Consider the following 19336-nt stretch of genomic DNA (forward strand, 5'->3'; position numbering starts at 1 on the left):
CAGCCCGCCCCCTTGCGCATACCGCATGAAGACGTCGTACCGCAGGGATCACGACCCGTCACCACAGCCCGGACATCACCGATTCAACCTGAGTACCGGCGACCACCTCCGCTCGGGCCCTGACAGCCGCCTCGCGGTCAGCCTCGTAGGCGTTGGCGTCATAGACCTCGACGATGCCGCGGTCCGGCCATGCGGTGGTGCGGTACTCCGCGATGAGCGCCATGGTCGCGTGTGTCTCCCTACGGGACGATGGTGACGTAGAAGGCGTCACCATCGAGTATGCGATTTGCCGTGTACGGGACTGCTGCACGGCGATGTGACGGCCGCCGTCGACGCGGCCACGGGCACGGTGGGCGACTCGACGGGCTACTCTCCGTTCGGCGAGGTCACGGCGCAGTCGGGCGCGGCCGGCCCGCTCGGCTACCAGGGCGAGTACACCGACCCGGACACCGGCCAGGTGAACATGCACGCCCGCTGGTACGACCCGGCGAGCGGCGGCTTCTCCTCCCGCGACTCCTGGACGCTGAACCCGGTGCCGTCCGTCAACGCGAACCGGTATGGGTACGGCGGTGGCGACCCACTGGGCAACACGGACCCGAGCGGACATTGCTTCGGCCTCTGCGTGGCAATCGGCATCGGCGTGGTGCTGCTGGCGACGGCCGTCGCGACCAGCGCGGGGGTCGGGGCGAAGCAGTCGCAGGGCGCGAGCTGGACGGACAGCGGCAGCTGGAAGCAGTCCTGGAAGAACGAGAAGCGGGGCGCGGGCCGGATCTGGTGCGGCATCCGTGACCTGTTCGGCAGCCACAAGACGCACCACAGGAAGAGCACCACCGGAGGCCACTTCTCCCTCCCGAACACCTCCGGCCTCGCGGCCGCGATCCGGGCGCAGGCGCAGGCCCGTGCCGCCGCGCGGGCGAACCAGGGCAACTCCGGCGGTGGCGGTGGTGGCGGTGGCGGCGGTTACGGCGGCGGAACCGTCGGCTTCGGGAGCACCGGCCCCTGCGTCTGGGACTGCTTCGTCGAGCAGGGGCCGCCGCCGCCCCCGCCCCCGCCGCCGTGGCGCAAGCTGATCAAGCAGGCGCTGACCACCGAGACGGCACGGCCGACCACGGACGCCGATGTCGACGAGGAGCACCAGAGGTTCGTCGACGACGCCTTCACCCGGGCGCAGAAGGACCTCGGACTCACCGACAAGCAACTGCGCAGGTACTTCAAGTACTTTCCGACACTGAAGGACGACGCGAAGTTCCGTGAGGAGTTCAAGAACCATCTGGCTGGATGGAACGACCAACCGGGCAACTGCATGAGCGGCGGCAACACGTCCTCCGTCTACTACATGTCGCTCGACTCCGCGAACGGAAACCGGGCCACGGGAGTCCTCGCCTGCCTGGGTGCCGATGCCGTCGACTACCGAGGGCGGGGCAGGAAGGCCGACCCTGACAAGGAAACGGAGATCATGGGCGGCGACACCGCACGAGGCCGTGGCACGGACCGCACCAACCCGGCCGGCTGGCAGCACCTTGACGGTGACCGCGGCTGGGCGCGGGGCCACCTGCTGGGTCGGCAGCTGGGCGGCAACGGTCGGGACTGGCGCAACCTGGTCAAGATGTACAACGCCGCCAACTCCGACGTGATGGCTGGCTATGAGGAGACCGTGCGCGGGAGGCTCGACGCAGGGGAGAAGATCTTCTACGCCTCTATCCCCGAATACGACGGCGGTAATCCCGTGCCCAAGACCGTCGAAATGTACGCTCTGGGCAGCAGTGGGTCCTTCTTGCACTGGACCGTGTACAACACGCCGGACGGGCTTCCGCCCGCCACTGGAGGCACACCGTGAGTATCGAGCAACTGGCCCGTGACGCGGGGCTGATTGCTCCCCGTCGCTACCAGGTGGACTGGGATCATGCCGAGGCGGCCGTGGGTACGGGGCTGCCGGCGGACTACAAGGAGTATGTGTACTGGTTCGGTCCCGGTGGTTTCGACGACTATCTGATCGTCTGTGTGCCCGGCGTCGAGAACAGCAACACGGAGCTGGCCGCGCGCCTTGCCGAGGAGCACCGGGGTGCCCGCGCACGTGCTCAGCTCACCGGTGCGGGGCCTCGTGTGCCGTTGTTCCCGGAGCCGGGCGGATGGCTGCCTTGGGGTTTCACCACGGGCGGTGATGGCTTGTACTGGGTCAGGTCCGAGGGCGCCCCCGATCGCTGGACCGTCGCGGGCCGCCCGAGCCGCGGGTCGGACCTCGCGTTCTTTGATGGGGGCTTCACCGCGTTCTTGCACACCGTCGTCTGGGACACCGTGGAGATGCCGTTCATCGCCGAGACCGACAGTGAGGTACCGATCGCCTTCGAGCCCCGCAGCGGCAAGTGGCTGGGCGGCGTGGGCACGCGCTTGGAGGCGTACGGCCGCTTCGAGGAGGCCCCGGGAGTGGGATCTTGAGCAACTCGCTCGTCTACGCGGGGTTGACGACCCCGCGTCGCTACCAGGCGGGCTGGGACCGTGCCGAGGCGTCCGTCGGTACGGGACTGCCAGCGGACACAAGGAGTACGTCTACTGGTTCGGTCCCGGTGGTTTCGACGAGTACCTGATCATCTGCGTGCCCGGTGTCGAGAACAGCAACACGGAGTTGGCAGCCCGGCTCGAGCACGAGCATCACGGAGTGCGTGTACTGGCTCAACTCTGCGGGTGCCGATCATTCATCCGCGCAGATCAGCAGCCTGGGGGCGGCCTGTGCAGGTGTGCGGCGGAGGCAGAGGCCGAACGCGTTCAACGATTCGTCACTGATGGTTGAACGCGTTCAAGTTCATCATCCTGCGAACGCTCGAGTTGACAGCTCACAGGCTTCCTACGTGCACGGATGGGTTTTCGGCACCCGCAGCATCAACGTCCACATGGGCACTCCCTTCGGCCTGGTCAACCAGATCCTCCTGGCCCTCCTCGCCGTCGGCCTCATCTGTGTGACCGTCTGGGGCTACCGGATGTGGTGGCAGCGCCGCCCCACCCGCTCCGACCGCCGCGTCGCGCTCGGTACCCCACCCGCCCGCGGAGGCTGGCGCAACCTGCCGTCCGGGGCGCTCGCCGTCGGCATCGTCGTAGTCGCCGTGGTCCGCTGGGTCATCCCGCTGTTCGGTATCCCGCTGGCCGTCTTCCTCGCCGTCGACCTGACCGTGGGCGTCGTCCGGAATCGCAGCACGGCCGGGTCAGCCGCCGCGAGCTGACCGGGTACAGGGCGGGTGGGCCGGGGCGGGAAACTCGCCGCCCCGGCCCACCCTGTGCAACGCCCCGGAAGAGTGACACGCGCCTCGGCCGGGAACTCGCCCCTCCGCGCCCCGACTCAGTGCTGGACGGCACCGGATGAACACGAGAACCGGTGCATCCGTATCAACGGGCGTGCGAACACCGCGCCGAAACACAGGAGTTGCGCCATGGCGCAGAAGCAGTACCGCGTCACCGGCATGAGCTGTGAGCACTGCTCCGCGAGCATCACCGGGGAGGTCTCCCAGGTCCCCGGTGTCACCGCCGTGGACGTCGACGTCGCGGCGGGGTCGGTCTCCGTCGGCGGCACACAACTCGACGACGCGCGACTGCGCGCGGCGACCGTGGAGGCGGGGTACGAGGTCACGGAACCGGCCGCGGCCTGACGGATCCCTCTCTGCTCACGGCCGCCGGGGGTTGTGCGGCCCCGGTGGCCAAGAGCGGAATGACTCCTTTCGCCAGCAGGCGCCGGAGGACCCGGACCGTGGGAGACGCGGGAGCGTCAACGCGGACCCGACACGGCCCGGTTGACCGCCAGGTGCAGCCCCCCGTTCGTCACCAGCCCCGCGGCAGCCCCGATCAGTGCCCCAGGCACACTGCCGACGAAGAATCCCAGCCAGGCGTAGCCTCCGGCTAGCACCATCGTGGCCCGGACGGACAGAGACCACACCCTGCCCAGGTGTCCGCTCACCGCCGTCCACCCGCGTGCACGAGCGACCGGCCGCTCCCAGGGCCACGCCTCGTCCACGCCGCTCACCTGACTGCCGAGTGCTCCGGCCACAGCGGTCGTCGCGCACACGGGCCCGGTGTCCGCCGCGGCCGTCCGGCTCCGCCTGCTGTCGCGATGGTGGGCATCACGCGCCGCCGCCACCAGGGACTGCGTCCTCGCGCTCGTCTTGACCGTGCTGTCGTTCGTGGCGCCGCTGTCGCGGATCGGGGCGCAGCTCGGTGGCCTTCCGCCCGGGACGCGTCCGTCGCGGGTGTCCTGCTGACGTTGGGGCAGGCTTTACCGCTCGCGGTACGTACCCGGTGGCCGGCCGGCCGGCCGGCTGTCTGGCGGTGGTGGGGGCCTCGTTCGTACTCCATGAGTCCCTCGGCTACCCGCCGACTTTCGCCAGCCTCGGCCTGTACGTCGCGCTGTACTCGGTGAGGGCTCATCAGGAACGTCTTCGGCGGGTCGTGCCGTTGGTGGCGACGGGCGGATATGTGGTCCTCTGCGTCGTCCTGCACGCGCTGGGCTCGCCCAACGGTCTGACCGACTGTCTGGTCTACTACCTGGCCCTGGCTGCGATGTGGGCCCTGGGTGTCCTGTTCCGCGAGCGGCGCGGACCCGTGGGCCATGGCGGTCAGGGCGCTCCTCGGCGAGTTCGGCGCCGGGCGACTGTTGGTCGATACGAACCGCTTCGGCCATCTCCTCGATGGGCCGGAGTCCGTGTTGCAGCACCACCGCGGCCGTCCCGCCCAGCACCACCCGGGCGAGCACCGCGAAACCGAGGCCGCTGCGCTCCGGCCGCCGCACAAGCACGACGTCGTCAGTGCGGTCGCGGGTAGGAGCGCCTGGCGCGGTCCACGTCCTGCTGGGCGCGTTCCCTGCGCTGCTGCCAGACCTTCTCCACGGCGGCGCGGTCGGCCAGAGCTTGCGTCACGGCCTGGACATGAACCTTGACCGCCTCCGGCGTGAGAAGAGCCAGGACCTGCTCGGTGACGTAGGGGTCCAGACTGCGTGTGCCGGTGCGCAGGAGGGCGACGAGCAGGCCGCGGGAAGTCTCGATGGCCACTGGCATCGGATCGGCCTCGGTGTCGCCGTGCCCGGCGAGCAGGTCCAGCAGCTGCCGGTAGCCGGCCGCATCGTCTGAGATGCGGGCCTTGGCGATCAGCTGCCCGGTCGCGTCGACCAGGGCGACATCGTGATGTTGTTCCGCCCAGTCGATACCGCAGAACACGCTCATATGCGTCTCCTTCGTTCGCTTGTCTGCGCTGGTGACGAGCGCATGCGGGCCGCGCGACGCTCTAATGCCAGGACTCACCGGTCCGCCATCTCACAAGCCGTTCGCGGCACCGGCGCACCGCACGGGCCTCGGTCTCGCCCAGAGCTCACGGGCTCGCGGAGACGAACGGGAGGTCACCATGCGGCGGGCTCGCACCACGAGCATCAACGTCCGCTGTGGGCCCGAGAGTTTCATGGCGGCCGGAGGACGCCGGGCGCGGCCAGTCTTTCAACAGGCATCGCCGTGCCGAAGAGGGTTCGGAGTCATCCCGACGCCCACCGGACCACCACGAAACCCACCGTGGAGAACGGTGCCTGTCTTCTTTGAGACCTCACAGGTCAGAAGGAACTGAGGCATCCGCTCCACGCGTTCCAGACCCGCCTCAACAAGCGGGTGCGGAAGCACGTACGCACTGCATTAGGGGGTGTGCCTCCAGCAGGGTGTTGATCTGCGCTTCCATCGCGCGTCGTTGAGTGTGGACGGCGGCGAGCGAAGCGGCCAGCGCGGGCACGACGATGTCGAGGGTGACGGTGCCGGGAACGACGACGGTCTGCTCGTCGAGGGCATCGAAGACGTCGTCGATCAGCCTCTGGGCGATGCGCGGGGCCTTGGGCCGGATGAGGTCGACGAGCCTGCGGCGGCCCGCCTTGCGCAGTGCCTTCGGGGATCCGTGGCGTTCCAGCAGCCAGGTCACCGCGGGGTGGTCCAGGCGCGGGCCGAGCACGCGTTCCAGGCTGGGGTGGAACTGGGTGAGCAGGCCGCGTATCCGGTGGGAGATGCGGGTGGCCTCGGCGGCGAGGTCCTGGTCGAAGCCCACCAGTACGGTCAGTTCGGCGGTGATCTCGTCGGTGAGTTCCAGCGAGCGCAGAGTGTGCGGCATCGTGCGGGCGGCGTCGGCGATGACCGCGGCGTCCTTCGCGTCGGTCTTCGTCTCGCCCGGGTAGAGGTCGGCGATCCGCCGCATCGCCAGCCCGGGCAGGTAGCGACCTTGCAGCCGGCGTCGCGGGCGACGGTCAGCGGCAGGGCGCCGATCGAGGCGGGCTGGTCCACCAGGACGAGGACCTGGCCGCCCGGAGCCGTCTGCCGTGGGCCGCGGCCGGTCCCGGTCCTACCTCAGCGGCGGCCCGGTCGACCCGCGCGGGGTGAGCGAGGGGGTGGCGACCTGGTGGGACGCGGGTTCCTCGTCGTCGATGACCGCGAACAGGGTCCGAGCCACGTCGGCGCCGAACCCGTGCACGTCGTGGCTCATCGCGGACAGCGGCGGGTGGGTCAGCCGGCACAGCTGGGAGTCGTCCCAGGCGAGCAGGGAGAGGTCACGCGGCACCGACAGGCCCAGTTCCGCGGCGACTGCGGTCCCGGCGACGGCCATGATGTCGTTGTCGTAGACGATGGCCGTCGGCCGCTCGGCCATGAGCAACAATGAACGGGTGGCGCGGGCCCCCTCCTCGCCCTCGTACCCCGTGGCGACCTGAAGGTCGTCGGCGATGCCCAGTGCTCGCGTGGCCTCGGTGAACGCCTTCGCGCGGATGGCGCTGTGGCCGAGCCCGGCGGGCCCGCCGACGCGGGCGATGCGGCGGTGGCCGAGGGCCGCCAGATACCGTACGGCCTCCGTGGCGGCGGTGGCGTCGTCCGTCCACACCGAGGTGAAACCGCCCGTCAGTGACGGGTGGCCGACCGCCACCGCGGGGAGTCCGGCGGCCCGCAGCGCGGGCACGCGCGGGTCGTTCTCGCGGAAGTCGACCAGGATCGATCCGCCTATCTGCCGACCCTGCCACCACCGCTGCTGGAGTGCGATCTCCTCATCCATGTCCCGCACCAGGTGCAGCAGGAGCGAGCAGGACCGCTCGGCCAGCACGCTCTCGACCCCGGAGATGAACTCCATGTAGAAGGGTTCCAGGCCGAGCAGCCGGGCCGGGCGGCAGATCGCGAGGCCGATGGTGTCGACCTTGGTGCCGGACGACAGGCCGCGGGCCCGGGCGTTGGGTGCCCAGCCCAGCTCCCGGGCCGCCTCGAAGATGCGGTCCCGGGTGGTGTCGGACACCCCGGGCTTGCCGTTGAAGGCGAGCGACACCGCTCCCTTCGACACGCCGGCCCGGGCCGCGACGTCCTTGATGGTGACACGTTGGGTGGGTGCGCTCACGCCGGTTCCACACAGAAGATCGCGGCACGGGCGGGTCCGGCGTCCGGCTCGGGCCAGCCGCCGACCCGGATCCTTCTCTCCTCGCCGGGGAGCATGGTGACGAGACCCGTGTCGGCCACCGCGTCGGGGGCGAGTCGGTCGGGTTGCAGGAGGAGGTCTCGTACGAGGGTGTGCGCTGTTACCACGACGTCGACTGTATCGGCATCGTCGGCGACCGGTTCCACCCGAACGTCGAACTCCGGGCGCGGATAGGGGAACTCCCGGTCCGGCGCGGGGAAGTGCACGGCGCGCAGCCCGTCCACGTCCGCGACCAGGAACTCCCCATCCCCGGTGAGGCCGAGTGCGTCCCCGGGCAGCGATGTCCGTACGGCTTCACGCGCCGCCACCTCCACGGTGAGCGGCAGTTGGGCCGTCACCGTTCCGTCGGAGGTCGTCCGGCGTACGATGACCTCGGCCCGCCAGGGGGTGGCCGACTGGTTGACCAGGCCGAGCACGACGCCGTCCGGGGTGGGTTGCAGGGTGAGCAACCGGTCGGCGTACAGGCGCCGCAGTTCGTGGTAGAGCGGCTTGAGCCGGCCGTCTCCGTCGATGGCCGCCCAGGAGCTGACGGGCCAGCAGTCGTTGAGCTGCCATACGACGGTGCCCGCGCAGACCGGCCAGTGGGAGCGCCAGTGCTCGATGCCCGTGGCGATGGCCCGGGCCTGGATGAGCTGGGTCAGGTAGTGCCAGCGGTCGAAGCCGGCCTTGGTGCCGTCGGGCAGCACGAAGTGGCGCTCGACACCGCGGTTGAGTTTGCCATTGCCGTCCTCGGCTTTCTGGTGGTGCAGCATGCCGGGCGAGTCGGGAGCCAGGTCCTCGCCTGGCAGCGCGTGGCGCAGGGTGGCCAGGGCGGGCGGCGCCTGCCAACCGAACTCGGCGACGAACCGGGGCACGCTGTTGCGGTACTCGGCGAAGTCCAGGCGGTTCCACACCTCCCAGGAGTGATGGGTGCCGTGTGCCGGGTCGTTGGGGTGGTGGTCCCAGGAACCGGACCAGGGGCTGCCCGCCGTGTACGGCCGGGTCGGGTCCAACTCGGCGACGACACGCGGCAACAGGCCCAGGTAGTACCCCTCGCCCCAGGAGTCACCGGCGAGTTCGGGCTCCCAGCCCCAGTCCCTGAAGCCCCAGAGGTTTTCGTTGTTGCCGTTCCACAGCACCAGCGAAGGGTGCGGCATCAGGCGTACGACGTTCTCCCGCGCCTCGGCCTCCACCTCGCCGCGCAGCGGCTGTTCCTCGGGGTAGGCGGAGCAGGCGAACAGGAAGTCCTGCCAGACCATGAGGCCGAGTTCGTCGCACACGTCGTAGAAGGCGTCGTCCTCGTAGATGCCGCCGCCCCAGATGCGCACGAGGTCGATGTTCGCGTCCGCGGCCTGGGTGAGGCGGTGCCGGTAGCGCTCCGGGGTGACGCGGGAGGGCAGGACGTCGTCGGGGATCCAGTTCACGCCGCGCGCGAAGAGGCGTACCCCGTTGACAACCAGGGTGAAGCCGGTGCCGTGCTCGTCGGCGGTGCGGTCCAGTTCGATCGTGCGGAAGCCGATGCGACGCTGCCACGTGTCCAGCGTGGTGTCGCCGTCGGCGAGGGCGACCATCAGGTCGTACAGCGGCTGTTCGCCGTGCCCGCGCGGCCACCACAGCCGCGGGTTGGGCACGTCCAGCACGAGCAGCGCGTGACCGTCCTCGACGGTGACCTCGGTATCCACCCCGGCCACCGAGGTCCGGGCGGTGAGGGGGCGCCCGGTGCCCGAGGCGGTGCGGTCCACCGTGAGGTGGACCTCGACACGGCCCTGCGTCCCGTCGACCGTGACCATGGGGCGGACCGCTGAGATCCGGGCGGTCGACCAGTGCTCCAGGCGGACGGGCCGCCACATTCCGGCGGTCACGACGGTGGGGCCCCAGTCCCAGCCGAAGCCGCACGCCATCTTGCGGATGTACTGGGACGGTTCGGGATAGACGTTGGGCCGGTCGCCGACCGTCTTCCGTACCGCCTCCGCCTCTTCCCGAGCCGGGGCGAAACGCACGTGGAGCTCTCCGCCGCGGCCGGTGACGTCGAACCGGTGGGTGCGATGCATGTTGCGGGTCCGGCCGAGCACCTCCCCGTCCAGAGTGATCTCGGCCGCGGTGTCGAGGCCGTCGAAGACCAGGTCCGTGCGCTCGTGGGCGGTCTCGGCCGGGATCCGGGCCGTGTACGTCCAGGCCCGGTCGCCGACCCAGGCCACCTCGTGCTCGTTGGTGCCGATGAAGGGGTCCGAGATGAGTCCCGCGGCCAGCAGATCGGTGTGCACGCAGCCCGGTACCCGGGCAGGCAGCACCGTGTCGTCATGGCGCAGCCCCCACCCGTCGCTGAGCAGGGTGACGTCCTTCATATACGGCTCCCCTCATGTGAGGCAAGGTCGGTTCTGGGATACGGCACACGCCAACCTAGCCACCCGGGCGAGCGATGTCCATAAACCGGTATAGCTCTCCTTGGAGCGCCCTATCTGCCCAGTTCTATTCGGTTTTGCCCAGGGAATCAACCACAGCCTGAAGACACTCCGTAACAATTATGTATCGCAACGAGCGGGCGAGCTTTACCGGTTCATTTCCTCGGTGCCATAGTTCCGGCAACCCAAAGGCGGGCCTGAGCCGCAATCTGGAAGGAGCTGGTCATATGGGGAGGAAGACGCTGGCCGTCGCCGCACTGATCGCCGTCACGGCGCTCACCGCGACGGGATGCACGGGGGCGGCGGCGCCGAAGGGTGAGTCCGCTGCCGCGGCGACGGACCCGAGCAGCGTGTCCGGCACCATCACGGTCCTGACGCACCGCACGGACCTGGTGCAGAACGGCACGATGAAAAGGTACGCAGCCGCGTTCAACAAGATCTACCCCAAGGTCACGGTGAAGTTCGAGGCCATCACCGACTACGAGGGCGAGGTCAAGATCCGCATGAACACCGCGAACTACGGTGACGTGCTGATGATCCCGAACGCGATCGCCAAGAAGGACTACCCCTCGTTCTTCGCCTCACTCGGCAGTAATGCCGAGCTGAGTAAGAAGTACCGCTTCACCGGTAACACGAACGTCGGCGGCAAGGTGTACGGCCTCGCCACCGTGGGCAACGCCAACGGGTTCGTCTACAACAAGGCCGTCTGGAAGAAGGCCGGCATCACCGCCTGGCCCACCAGCCCGCAGAAGTTCCTGACCGACCTCAAGGCCGTCAAGGCCAAGACCGGGGCAGTGCCGTACTACACGAACTTCAAGGACCAGTGGCCGCTCACCGCCGGCACCGCGAGCATCGGCTCGGTCAGCTGCGACGCGCAGGCCAACGACAAGCTGGCGACCTCCACCGCCCCCTGGGCCGAGGGCGGTGACCTGAACGTCATCGACACCCTGCTCTATGACGTCGTTCACGACAAGCTCATAGAGAAGGACCCCACCACCACGAACTGGGAGAGCTCCAAGGGGTTGCTCGCTCGCGGCAAGATCGCCACGATGCAGCTCGGCTCCTGGGCCATCACCCAGATGCAGTCCGCGGCCAAGACGGCCGGGACGAACCCCGACGACATCGGGTTCATGCCCTTCCCCGCGCAGCAGGACGGCAAGTTCTGCGCGATCCTCTCCTCCGACTACCAGCAGGCGGTGAGCATCCACTCCCAGCACAAGGCCGCCGCGCGGGCGTGGGTCGACTGGTTTACCGAGAAGTCCGGCTTCGCGCAGAACGAGGGCTCGATCCCGACGGCCAAGTCAGGTGCCCTGCCCGACACTCTGAAGCCCTTCGAGGACAACGGTGTCGCCCTCCTCGAACAGTCCCAGGCCAAAGGCGCCCAGGTCAACGCCATCGACAATGCCGCCGAGATCGGCCTGGCCAAGCCCGACTACCGGGCGAAGCTGGTCGACATGGCCCGCGGCGTCCAGAGCGGCAGCCTGAAGGACTACTTCGCCGACCTCAACAAGAAGTGGAGCGAGGCGGAGAAGACCGCGGGCTCCTGACGGAGAGCGGCGCGCGGGCCCGGTGACGGCGTTCCCCGGGCCGGGGCCCAGCCCGCCGACCGCATCCGCGGACGACCGAAAGGCTGAGATGACCCACACCACACACACGCCCATCGCACGTGCGGGCAAGGAAAGCACCTCTGCTCGCACGGTCAGCCGACCGGCGACGAGCGGTTCCCGTCCCGGCCACGGCCCGCTGAGCAGAGTCACTCCCTGGCTGTTCCTGCTGGTTCCGCTGGTCCTGCTGATCACGTTCACCTACGTGCCCGTGGCGAACATGATCTACTACAGCTTCACCGACTGGGACGGCGTCAGCCCGGAGATCCAGGTCACCGGGACCGCGAACTACACCGAGCTGTTCACCCGGCCCGAGCTGTTCCGGGTGTTCTTCGTCAGCCTCTACTATCTGGCAGCCTCCGCCGTACAGATCGTCATCGCTCTGTACTTCGCGACCGTCCTCAGCTTCAACCTGCGCCTGCGCAACTTCTTCAAGGGAATCCTGTTCTTCCCCTACCTCATCAACGGTGTCGCCATCGGCTTCGTCTTCCTATATTTTTTCCAGGATGGCGGCACCCTCGACTCGGTGCTGTCCTGGTTCGGCGCGGGCACCGACCACGCCTGGCTCGGCGACCCGACGTCCGCGAATGTCTCCCTGGCGGGCGTGTCCGTCTGGCGTTACACCGGCCTGAACTTCGTGCTCTTCCTGGGCGCGATCCAGTCCATCCCCGGCGAGCTGTATGAGGCGGCCGAACTCGACGGCGCCACACGGTGGCACCAATTCCGGTACCTCATCGTGCCGAGCATCCGGCCCGTGATCAGCCTGAGCGTGATCCTCGCCGTGTCCGGGTCCCTGTCGGTGTTCGAGATCCCCTACATCATGACCGGCGGCGCCACCGGCACCACAACCTTCGTCATTCAGACGGTGAAGCTCGCGTTCCAGTTCAACAAGACGGGCCTGGCCTCCGCCGCAGCCGTCGTCCTGCTCCTGATCATCCTGCTGATCACCTGGATCCAGCGCCGCCTCGTGCCCGACGAGAAGGTAGACCTCGTATGACCACCAACGCGGTGGACGGCCGTCGCCCCCGGGGCATCGGCTCGGTCCTCATCTATCTGTCCCTGGTCCTCGCCTCGCTGGTGGTCTTGGTTCCTCTGTCCGTCGTGTTCCTCACCTCGATGAAGACGTCGAAGGAAGTAACTGAAGGGGGAGGCGCGTTCCGGCTCCCCGGCGACTGGCTGAACTGGTCCAACTACGTCACCGCCTTCCGCGACGGTCACATGCTGTCGGCGTTCGGGAACACCGCCTTCATCCTGCTGTTCTCCATCACCGGCACCGTGATCATCGGCTCGATGACCGCGTACGCCATCGACCGGTTCACCTTCCGCGGCAGGAAACTGGTCATGGGGCTGTTCCTGGTCGCCACCCTGGTGCCGGGCGTGACCACGCAAGTGGCCACCTTCCAGGTGGTCAACAGCTTCGGCCTCTTCGACACCCGGTGGGCGCCGATCCTGCTCTACATGGGCACCGACATCGTGTCCATCTACATCTTCCTGCAGTTCATCCGCTCCATCCCGGTCTCTCTTGACGAGGCCGCCCGGCTCGATGGCGCGAACGCGCTCACCATCTACTGGCGGATCATCTTCCCGCTGCTGAAACCGGCGATCGCCACCGTCGTCATCATCAAGGGCATCACCGTCTACAACGACTTCTACATTCCCTTCCTCTACATGCCCTCCGAGAACCTGGGCACCATCTCCACCGCCCTGTTCCGCTTCAAGGGCCCCTTCGGCGCCCACTGGGAGGACATCTCGGCCGGGGCGATCCTCGTCATCGTGCCCACGCTCGTCGTCTTCCTCTTCCTCCAGCGCTACATCTACAACGGGTTCGCGCGGGGCGCCACGAAGTGATCCGGGCCCGCACGCCCCTCGACACAAACCGTTCCGGGCGAAGGAGCGGGGCCTGCCGAGGACGGCGGAGGGCACGCCTCCGACACCACCAACCATTGACCGCTTGAGCGGTTCACGGCTCTGAACCGCGCCCGGTTCATGCGTCTTTCGGATCGGCGTCGTGTGCCGCGTGGGTCCTACCGTCCTGCCGACCAGGGGCCTTCGTGCGACCGGAAGAGGTCGTGGGGCGCGGTACCGGCGCCGAGTGCCGCACTCTCCGTTGTTGGGGCGGGGGTGGCTGGAGGGGTGGGCCGGTTCCAGTCGCCGTCGCCGAGGATGAGTACGGGGTCGAACATGACGATGACGCCGGCCAGGACCAGGAAGATCACCGGGCCCAGCAGCATGGGCAGCAGGAGGGATGCGCCGGACTCGCCGCCGGCCGCAGAGGCTTGCGTGGTGTGGAGGTGGACGCTGACGGCGGCCATGCCGGTGTAGTGCATGCCGCAGACCGCCAGGCCCATCACCAGGGCGGCGCCCAGGGAGCGCAGCAGGCCGCGCACGGTCACGGCGGCCCATAGGGCGGCGGTCGCCGCGATGACGGCGATGACCACGGACAGGGCCACGAGGAGCGGGTTGTAGCGGATGTCGCCGTTGAGGCGCATCGCGTGCATGCCGAGATAGTGCATGGCCGCCACGCCCAGCCCGGTGACCCCTCCGGCCACGGTGAGCGTGGACGGTGCGGCGCCGCGGTAGCCGACGGTGAACACTCCCACCGCGACCACGACGATCGCGACGGCCAGGCTCGCAACGGTCAGGGGCACGTCGTAGGTGATGGGTGTCTGCGGGAGGGTGAATCCGGTCATGGCGATGAAGTGCATCGTCCAGATGCCGCAGCCCAGGGACGCGGAGCCCAGGGCGAGCCAGCCCGGTTTCCAGCCGGGGGCGCCGTGCACGGTCCGCACGACACAGCGCAGCCCCAGGAGTGATCCCAGGCAGGCCATCAGGTAGGCCGCGGCTGGTGTGACCAGACCGTACTGGAAACCGTCGATCGTGGCGTTCATCCGCTCTCTCCCTGCTTTGCGGAGGCATCGGACCGATATTCACGCGGTTTCAAGCCATGATGAGCAAGCCCTTACTCGTGGTATTGGATGAAACTTGTACGATCGTTACGGGGGTTTTCCTGCGGTCGTTCGGTGCCGCACGGGGAGCGGCCCGGTCATCGGCGGGCGAGCGCGGACATCGGCCTGCGCGCGGGGAGGCGGCTGCGTGGCATGCCCTGTCGTCCAGGTCCGGACGGCAGGGGTGAAGGGGTCGACGATGGTGCGAGACGAACCGGTCTTCCGTCAGCTGGTGGCGGAGCGGGGGGATGTGCCCGCCGCGGCGAGGGCCGTGGCCGAGGAGACGCAGCGGCGGTTGCGGCACGTCTCGACTGGAGCAGCCGGCCTGGCCCCTGGCCGGATCAGAACGGTGACAACGCCCCTTCCGCGGTGTCCGCGTGGCAGCCGTCAACCCGGGTGGGACGCGTCATGCCGTAGAGCACCCCGGATGGTGGTCGGCCCGGCAGCGCGGGGACGCTCCGGACACCGGTCGGCCCCGGGGTGCCCCCCGGCTGCCCCGCACAGGCGGAAACGAGGCTGCCTTGCGAAGGCCTGCCGCGTGGCGGGCTGGGCTGTTCGGGCCCGGCGGTTGTGGCCGAACGGCCCCGGAGCGGTGTGTGCGCGATCACGCACACTGGTGCGGGCAGGCTCTGGCGTCGAGGGCGCGTCTTCCCCCGGCGTGGCTTGCGGCGCCAGAACCCGCCGTCCGGGAGGACTTCAGGAGCATGAGCGACGAGCGCGTCTCCTGCGGTAGCGCCGCTGCGGCCCCGCACCCTGCATCACTACACCGGCCGCTGCCGATCCCACCCGGCGAGGAGCTGCGGCTGCTGGGCAGCGTTGCGCTGGGCCGTATCGTCTTCACGCAGCAGGCGCTGCCCGCCATCCGGCCGGTCAACCACATCGTGGACGACGGCGACATCGTGGTGCGCACCCGCGCTCTGTCGGCCCTGGCCCTGCAGGTGCCCGCCGGCAGCGGGCGCGGGGTGGTCGTGGCCTATGAGGCGGACGACATCGACCCTCTCACCCACCTGGGCCGGAGCGTCGCGGCCACCGGATACGCCCACCTGGTCACCGGCCACGCGGAGCTGCAGCGGTACGGCCGGCTCCTGCAGCCGTGGGTGGAACAGCCCATGGACTGCACGGTCACGATCCGGCCTGAGCTGATCACCGGCGTGCGGCTCGCTGCCTGAGCCGCACACCCTGCCCTCCTCCTTGCCCGGGCGACGCCGGTACACCAGTCCGCTTGCCTGTCTGTCACACTGCCGGTGCGCCACCGGGCCCGCTCCGGTGGCGCCGGGCTCCGCCGGAATCCCCCGTTGCCGACGGGGCCCGCCCTCATGCCCTCCCCAGTCCAGGCAGGAGGCGCCGCCGCACCCCGAGCCGCGGGGAACAGCAGGCGCGGCACCAACTCCCGCAGTAGTGACCGCCGTTGAGGTCAGGGGTACCAGATGTCCTGCCAGGCGGGGTGCAGTTCGTAGGGCAGGGCGAGAGCCTTCATGGTTTGGAAGGCGAAAGTGGACCGCCGCGGCCAGCACAGGCCCGACTCCTGCTCTTCTTGGATGCGTTGCTCGCAGTCGCGCAGGATGCGCCGGTGGGCGGCGATCCGCCGCCGGATCAGGGCCGGGACAGGACAGCCGCAGGGGCGAGCACGCCCCGGCCCGCGAGTCGGCCTGGTGGCGGCGGGGCAGTCCAGCTCGTGGAAGATCTGGCTGTCACGTTCCTCCTCCTCCCAGCGGGCGTTGAGGAACGCGGCCAGGCGGGCGGGCATGGCTCCTCCCTCTTGTCTCGGGCGCCTGCCGGGGCCGGGTCTGTGGCGGCAGGCACCTGAAGTTCGTCTCGTTGACCAGTGGCGGTTAGTGGCCGGGTGACCCGAAAATGGCTGGCGCCAGGCAACGGCCGCACTGCGAGATCCGGAGAGCCGGGCAGGCGCAGGTGCCGTACGGAGGGGCTGGACCCGCCGGACGAGGACAGGGCCTTTCCCGGCCAGCCGGAAGAGGCCGGGGGATGGCCGTACCGCCCGCTGGGTGGGGCCGGCCACCGCTCGGGACGTGTGTCGTCCCCTGACGTACGCCCCGCGCCGAACCGCTCCGGACCCTGGCACGGTGCGCGAGCATGCCCGACGCAGACACGACAACGGCCGGGACTGCTCATGGCTCCCTACAAGAAGCGGGCCCGGCCCCCGTCACGACCGGGGGGCGTGCGCCCCTCGCGCCCGCGCTACGGAACCCGCCTCATCGAAAATCCGGTGCAGCCCGCCTGCTGACGCTCGGCTCCTGGCAGGGAGCCGAGGTGCGCTTACAGGTCGTGGCCGCCACGTGGGCGGGCGTGGGCCAGAGGCCGGTGGGCTCCCTTGTAGCTGGACAGGGCGGGCACGATGGCGATGGCGGCGTCCATGTCGGCCAGGGGGAGGGGGCGTGCCGGGCCGAAGTCCTGCGCGTCCTGGATGCCGTCCTCGGCGAACCGCTGAGTGTGGCCCTCGCCGTCCGCGTGGGCCATCGGCATGGGCAGCGACAGGGCTGCGGCCGGCAGAACGGTGATCACGGCCTTCTTCATGTGCTGGAAACGATCACCCGGGAATCCAGGGTGCGCGTCTCAGTCGTTCGGGAGCCGTCACTGGCTTCGCCAACCGGCCGCCACGGGGTACCGCCAGCCGCGCCCCGTCACGCTCGCTCCGCCAGCTACGTTTCAGCAGGCTAGCGAATTCCATCGGATGCCCTACGGGTGATGGCGTTCATGGAGGGCTGGCGTGATGCTCTGCAGAGAGCCTTGAAGACCGAAGACCACCCGGTTCGCGTGCGCGCGGCCGGGCTCGTGCGGTGAGGCGGCGCTGATGTCCCTCCCCCGCACCCGCACCGCTTCACAGCTTTGCGTGGTGTCTGACCAAGTGCATGCTCGCGGGTTGAGAAGTGGGTTCTTCAGGGACTCCTCCCATCAGGTGCTCCTACGACCTTTGGGGCAATTGGGCCGGGGGCGTTGCGCGTCGACGTGCAGGTGCGCGGTACGTGGCTGAGCCGGGGAGGGGATCGGTGTGTGAGGCTGTTGTCCATGTCGATCACCGCAACCGCCTTGGTACTGCTCATCGCCGCGCTCCACGTCTACATCCTGGTTCTGGAGATGTTTCTGTGGACCGGTCCGAGGGCCCGGGCCGCCTTTGGGACCAGCGTCGGGTTCGCCTCCGAGACGAAGGCCCTCGCGGCCAACCAAGGGCTGTACAACGGCTTCCTCGCCGCTGGGCTGGTGTGGGGTGCGGTGGCATCCGACCCGGTGGGCTTCCAGGCGAAGGTGTTCTTCCTCTCGTGCGTGGCGGTGGCCGGTGCGTACGGCGCCGCCACGGCCAGCCGGAAAATCCTCTTCGTGCAGACCATTCCCGCGCTGATCGGTCTGTCGCTGGTGCTGGCTACCCGCTGAGGGATGCCTGGCGAAGCGGAGGGGGCTGACGGGATGTCAGTGGTGGGCGGCACGATCGGATGCTGTGAACGTCCCGAATCGTACCGCCCTGTCCCATCCTGCCTTCACTGGGATCTCTCGCCAACATTTCGCGGAGCCCATCTTCGAGCTGGCTCCGCGGTGGGAGGCGGCCCAGGAGTCCGGCCGTGCCGTACGCCGTGGCGGTGCCCGTAAGCGGGCGGCGGGTGCGGGACGCAAGCCGAAGCTCGTCTTCGCCGACCGGCTGCTGGTCACGCTGATCTGCCTGCGGCAGCAGCTGCCGCATGCGGCGCCGGCCGAGCTGTGCCAGGTGGACCGCTCCACCGTGGTGCGCGAGGTGCGAGCCCTGCTCGCGAACCGCGGGTTCGCCGTTCCCGACCGGCCCGGAATCCGTATCCGGACCCTGGAGCACGTGTTCGCCTATGCCGAGGCGGAGGGCGTCGTTCTGCGGGCGGACGGGACCGAGGTCCAAGTCCGCCGCCCCCGTGCCTATCGGCCCGGCAGACGGGCATTCGTGTCCGGGAAGAAGAAGCAGAACATGACCAAGACCACCACCTTCAGCGACCACCAGGGCCGCGCCCTGTTCTCAGGCGTGGTCCGCCCCGGCCGCATGCACGACCAGAGTGCCGTGCGCAGCGAGGGCATCGCCGAACAGCTCCGCCAGCACCCGGACATCAAGATGGAGGTTGACGACGGCTACCGGGGACTCGCGGACGAGTTCCCCGGCCAGATATCCGCACTTCGCCTTGTCCTTGCGGGTTCGTCGCCCGGCGCGGCCGCTTGCGCTGGCACTCCGCGTAAAGGCGCTCGCCCTCCACGTGGACCGCTACCACCCCGGTCGGGGTGTACGCCGGCAGTTCCGCCACGGGGGCCGCAGTCTGGGCGCGGATTGCTGCCACCGGGTCGGTGCCCTCGACAAGTGCGGTCACCGCGGCGAGCGTGGCGGCCGCGTACTGCGGCAGACGCTCCGTCAGTACGGTCTGCATCTGCTCCCGGTAGCTGTCGTACGTGGCGGCCAGGGCCTTCGCGTGGTCGCGCTTGAGCTCGAAGACCTCCCGGTACATGGCCAGGGTCAGCTCTCCCGTCTGCCGGCCGGTGCAACGCCTCCTTGAACTCGGCGTCGGCTCGCGTGCGTTCTTCCTTCGCCTTCTCCCTGGCCTTCTCGGCGGCGTGGACGAGCGCAGCCAGTCCAGGTATCCCTTTTCGGCCGTTGGAGGCGTCGTAGAGCTGTCCGAGGACCTTGGCGGCGCACTCCTTGAGCGGCACCTTCGTCCGGGAGGCGCGCGGCTTGGTCACACACCGCATCAGGGCCTGGCCTTGCTTGGTCATGGCGACCTGGTGCATCCACCCGAACTGGGTGGCCCGAGGGTCGGTGGTGATCAGGCCGTGTTCGACGAGGACCTTGATGGTGGAACCGGTCCCCTGGTCGTGGTGTCCGGCGCCGCGCCAGCGGTATTGCAGGTCCGTCCGGCCCAGTAGGTTGGGTACGGACGGTTCGTGGTAGGCGTCGATCGTGCGCCACTCGGCGTCGGGGACCCTGTTC

17 protein-coding genes and 3 pseudogenes are annotated in these 19336 nt (G+C 69.2%); 11 read left to right on the forward strand and 9 right to left on the reverse strand.

Going from position 1 to position 19336, the window contains the following annotated elements:
* Positions 1-58 precede the first annotated feature (58 nt).
* Complete coding sequence (locus tag ACIRPX_RS29205; protein WP_404200747.1) at positions 59-223, reverse strand: hypothetical protein; 165 nt, start codon at positions 221-223, stop codon at positions 59-61.
* A 63-nt stretch (positions 224-286) separates the two neighbouring features.
* On the opposite strand from ACIRPX_RS29205, the gene ACIRPX_RS29210 reads away from it, so the two are divergent.
* From ACIRPX_RS29210 to ACIRPX_RS29225, 4 genes are all read left to right on the forward strand, one after another.
* Positions 287-1837: an RHS repeat-associated core domain-containing protein gene (locus ACIRPX_RS29210; RefSeq protein WP_404200749.1), complete on the forward strand. Its 1551-nt coding sequence runs from the start codon at positions 287-289 to the stop codon at positions 1835-1837.
* Positions 1834-2436: a hypothetical protein gene (locus tag ACIRPX_RS29215; RefSeq protein ID WP_404200752.1), complete on the forward strand. Its 603-nt coding sequence runs from the start codon at positions 1834-1836 to the stop codon at positions 2434-2436. Before ACIRPX_RS29210 ends, ACIRPX_RS29215 begins: the two co-directional genes overlap by 4 nt.
* Positions 2437-2780: 344 nt before the next feature.
* Positions 2781-3215, forward strand: a complete 435-nt coding sequence (locus ACIRPX_RS29220; protein ID WP_404200970.1) for a PepSY domain-containing protein — start codon at positions 2781-2783, stop codon at positions 3213-3215.
* 207 nt (positions 3216-3422) lie between these two features.
* Positions 3423-3638, forward strand: coding sequence for a heavy-metal-associated domain-containing protein (locus ACIRPX_RS29225; RefSeq protein WP_404200754.1), 216 nt, complete (start codon positions 3423-3425; stop codon positions 3636-3638).
* A 1329-nt stretch (positions 3639-4967) separates the two neighbouring features.
* On the opposite strand, the pseudogene ACIRPX_RS29230 reads toward ACIRPX_RS29225, so the two are convergent.
* The 4 genes and pseudogenes from ACIRPX_RS29230 to ACIRPX_RS29245 all read right to left on the reverse strand — a co-directional run.
* A pseudogene (locus ACIRPX_RS29230) lies at positions 4968-5201 on the reverse strand (transposase); the annotation flags it as partial.
* Positions 5202-5658: 457 nt separating this feature from the next.
* Positions 5659-6308, reverse strand: a pseudogene (locus ACIRPX_RS29235) (IS110 family transposase); the annotation flags it as partial.
* 40 nt (positions 6309-6348) lie between these two features.
* Positions 6349-7380 carry a LacI family DNA-binding transcriptional regulator gene (locus ACIRPX_RS29240; protein WP_404200756.1) on the reverse strand — a complete coding sequence of 344 codons (1032 nt, stop codon included), beginning with the start codon at positions 7378-7380 and terminating at the stop codon, positions 6349-6351.
* Positions 7377-9782 carry a glycoside hydrolase family 2 protein gene (locus ACIRPX_RS29245; protein ID WP_404200758.1) on the reverse strand — a complete coding sequence of 802 codons (2406 nt, stop codon included), beginning with the start codon at positions 9780-9782 and terminating at the stop codon, positions 7377-7379. The genes ACIRPX_RS29240 and ACIRPX_RS29245 overlap by 4 nt, the downstream gene beginning before the upstream one ends.
* 284 nt (positions 9783-10066) lie before the next feature.
* On the opposite strand from ACIRPX_RS29245, the gene ACIRPX_RS29250 reads away from it, so the two are divergent.
* The 3 genes from ACIRPX_RS29250 (at position 10067) to ACIRPX_RS29260 (ending at position 13291) form a co-directional block, all read left to right on the forward strand.
* Entirely contained in the window at positions 10067-11386 is a 1320-nt protein-coding gene (locus ACIRPX_RS29250) for an ABC transporter substrate-binding protein (protein ID WP_404200760.1), read from the forward strand.
* 88 nt (positions 11387-11474) lie between these two features.
* Positions 11475-12440, forward strand: a complete 966-nt coding sequence (locus ACIRPX_RS29255) for a carbohydrate ABC transporter permease (RefSeq protein WP_404200762.1) — start codon at positions 11475-11477, stop codon at positions 12438-12440.
* Positions 12437-13291, forward strand: a complete 855-nt coding sequence (locus ACIRPX_RS29260) for a carbohydrate ABC transporter permease (RefSeq protein WP_404200764.1) — start codon at positions 12437-12439, stop codon at positions 13289-13291. Before ACIRPX_RS29255 ends, ACIRPX_RS29260 begins: the two co-directional genes overlap by 4 nt.
* Before the next feature lie 176 nt (positions 13292-13467).
* On the opposite strand, the gene ACIRPX_RS29265 is transcribed toward ACIRPX_RS29260, so the two are convergent.
* On the reverse strand, positions 13468-14331 hold the full coding sequence (locus tag ACIRPX_RS29265; protein WP_404200766.1) for an MHYT domain-containing protein: 864 nt from the start codon (positions 14329-14331) through the stop codon (positions 13468-13470).
* A 761-nt stretch (positions 14332-15092) separates the two neighbouring features.
* Here ACIRPX_RS29265 and ACIRPX_RS29270 point away from each other — a divergent pair.
* Positions 15093-15557 (forward strand): pyridoxamine 5'-phosphate oxidase family protein, encoded by a 465-nt coding sequence (locus ACIRPX_RS29270; RefSeq protein ID WP_404200768.1) that lies wholly within the window; start codon positions 15093-15095, stop codon positions 15555-15557.
* Positions 15558-15802: 245 nt separating this feature from the next.
* On the opposite strand, the gene ACIRPX_RS29275 is transcribed toward ACIRPX_RS29270, so the two are convergent.
* The gene (locus ACIRPX_RS29275; protein ID WP_404200770.1) at positions 15803-16135 is read right to left on the reverse strand and encodes a DUF6221 family protein; all 333 of its coding nucleotides are present in this window, start codon (positions 16133-16135) and stop codon (positions 15803-15805) included.
* A gap of 527 nt (positions 16136-16662) precedes the next feature.
* A complete protein-coding gene (locus tag ACIRPX_RS29280) occupies positions 16663-16920 on the reverse strand; it encodes a hypothetical protein (protein ID WP_404200772.1) in 258 nt (85 codons plus the stop codon).
* A 492-nt stretch (positions 16921-17412) separates the two neighbouring features.
* Between ACIRPX_RS29280 and ACIRPX_RS29285 the strand changes: the two genes are divergently transcribed.
* The gene (locus tag ACIRPX_RS29285; protein WP_404200773.1) at positions 17413-17775 is read left to right on the forward strand and encodes a DUF1304 domain-containing protein; all 363 of its coding nucleotides are present in this window, start codon (positions 17413-17415) and stop codon (positions 17773-17775) included.
* A gap of 532 nt (positions 17776-18307) precedes the next feature.
* Positions 18308-18436 (forward strand): annotated as a pseudogene (locus ACIRPX_RS29290) (IS5/IS1182 family transposase); the annotation flags it as partial.
* A gap of 31 nt (positions 18437-18467) precedes the next feature.
* Here the strand turns inward: ACIRPX_RS29290 and ACIRPX_RS29295 are convergent.
* Positions 18468-18857 carry a hypothetical protein gene (locus ACIRPX_RS29295; RefSeq protein ID WP_404200987.1) on the reverse strand — a complete coding sequence of 130 codons (390 nt, stop codon included), beginning with the start codon at positions 18855-18857 and terminating at the stop codon, positions 18468-18470.
* Here ACIRPX_RS29295 and ACIRPX_RS29300 point away from each other — a divergent pair.
* Positions 18856-19272 carry a hypothetical protein gene (locus ACIRPX_RS29300; protein WP_404200775.1) on the forward strand — a complete coding sequence of 139 codons (417 nt, stop codon included), beginning with the start codon at positions 18856-18858 and terminating at the stop codon, positions 19270-19272. The genes ACIRPX_RS29295 and ACIRPX_RS29300 overlap by 2 nt on opposite strands.
* Positions 19273-19336 lie beyond the last annotated feature (64 nt).

This window comes from Streptomyces sp. NPDC101225 (assembly GCF_044767585.1).
Classification (GTDB): domain Bacteria; phylum Actinomycetota; class Actinomycetes; order Streptomycetales; family Streptomycetaceae; genus Streptomyces.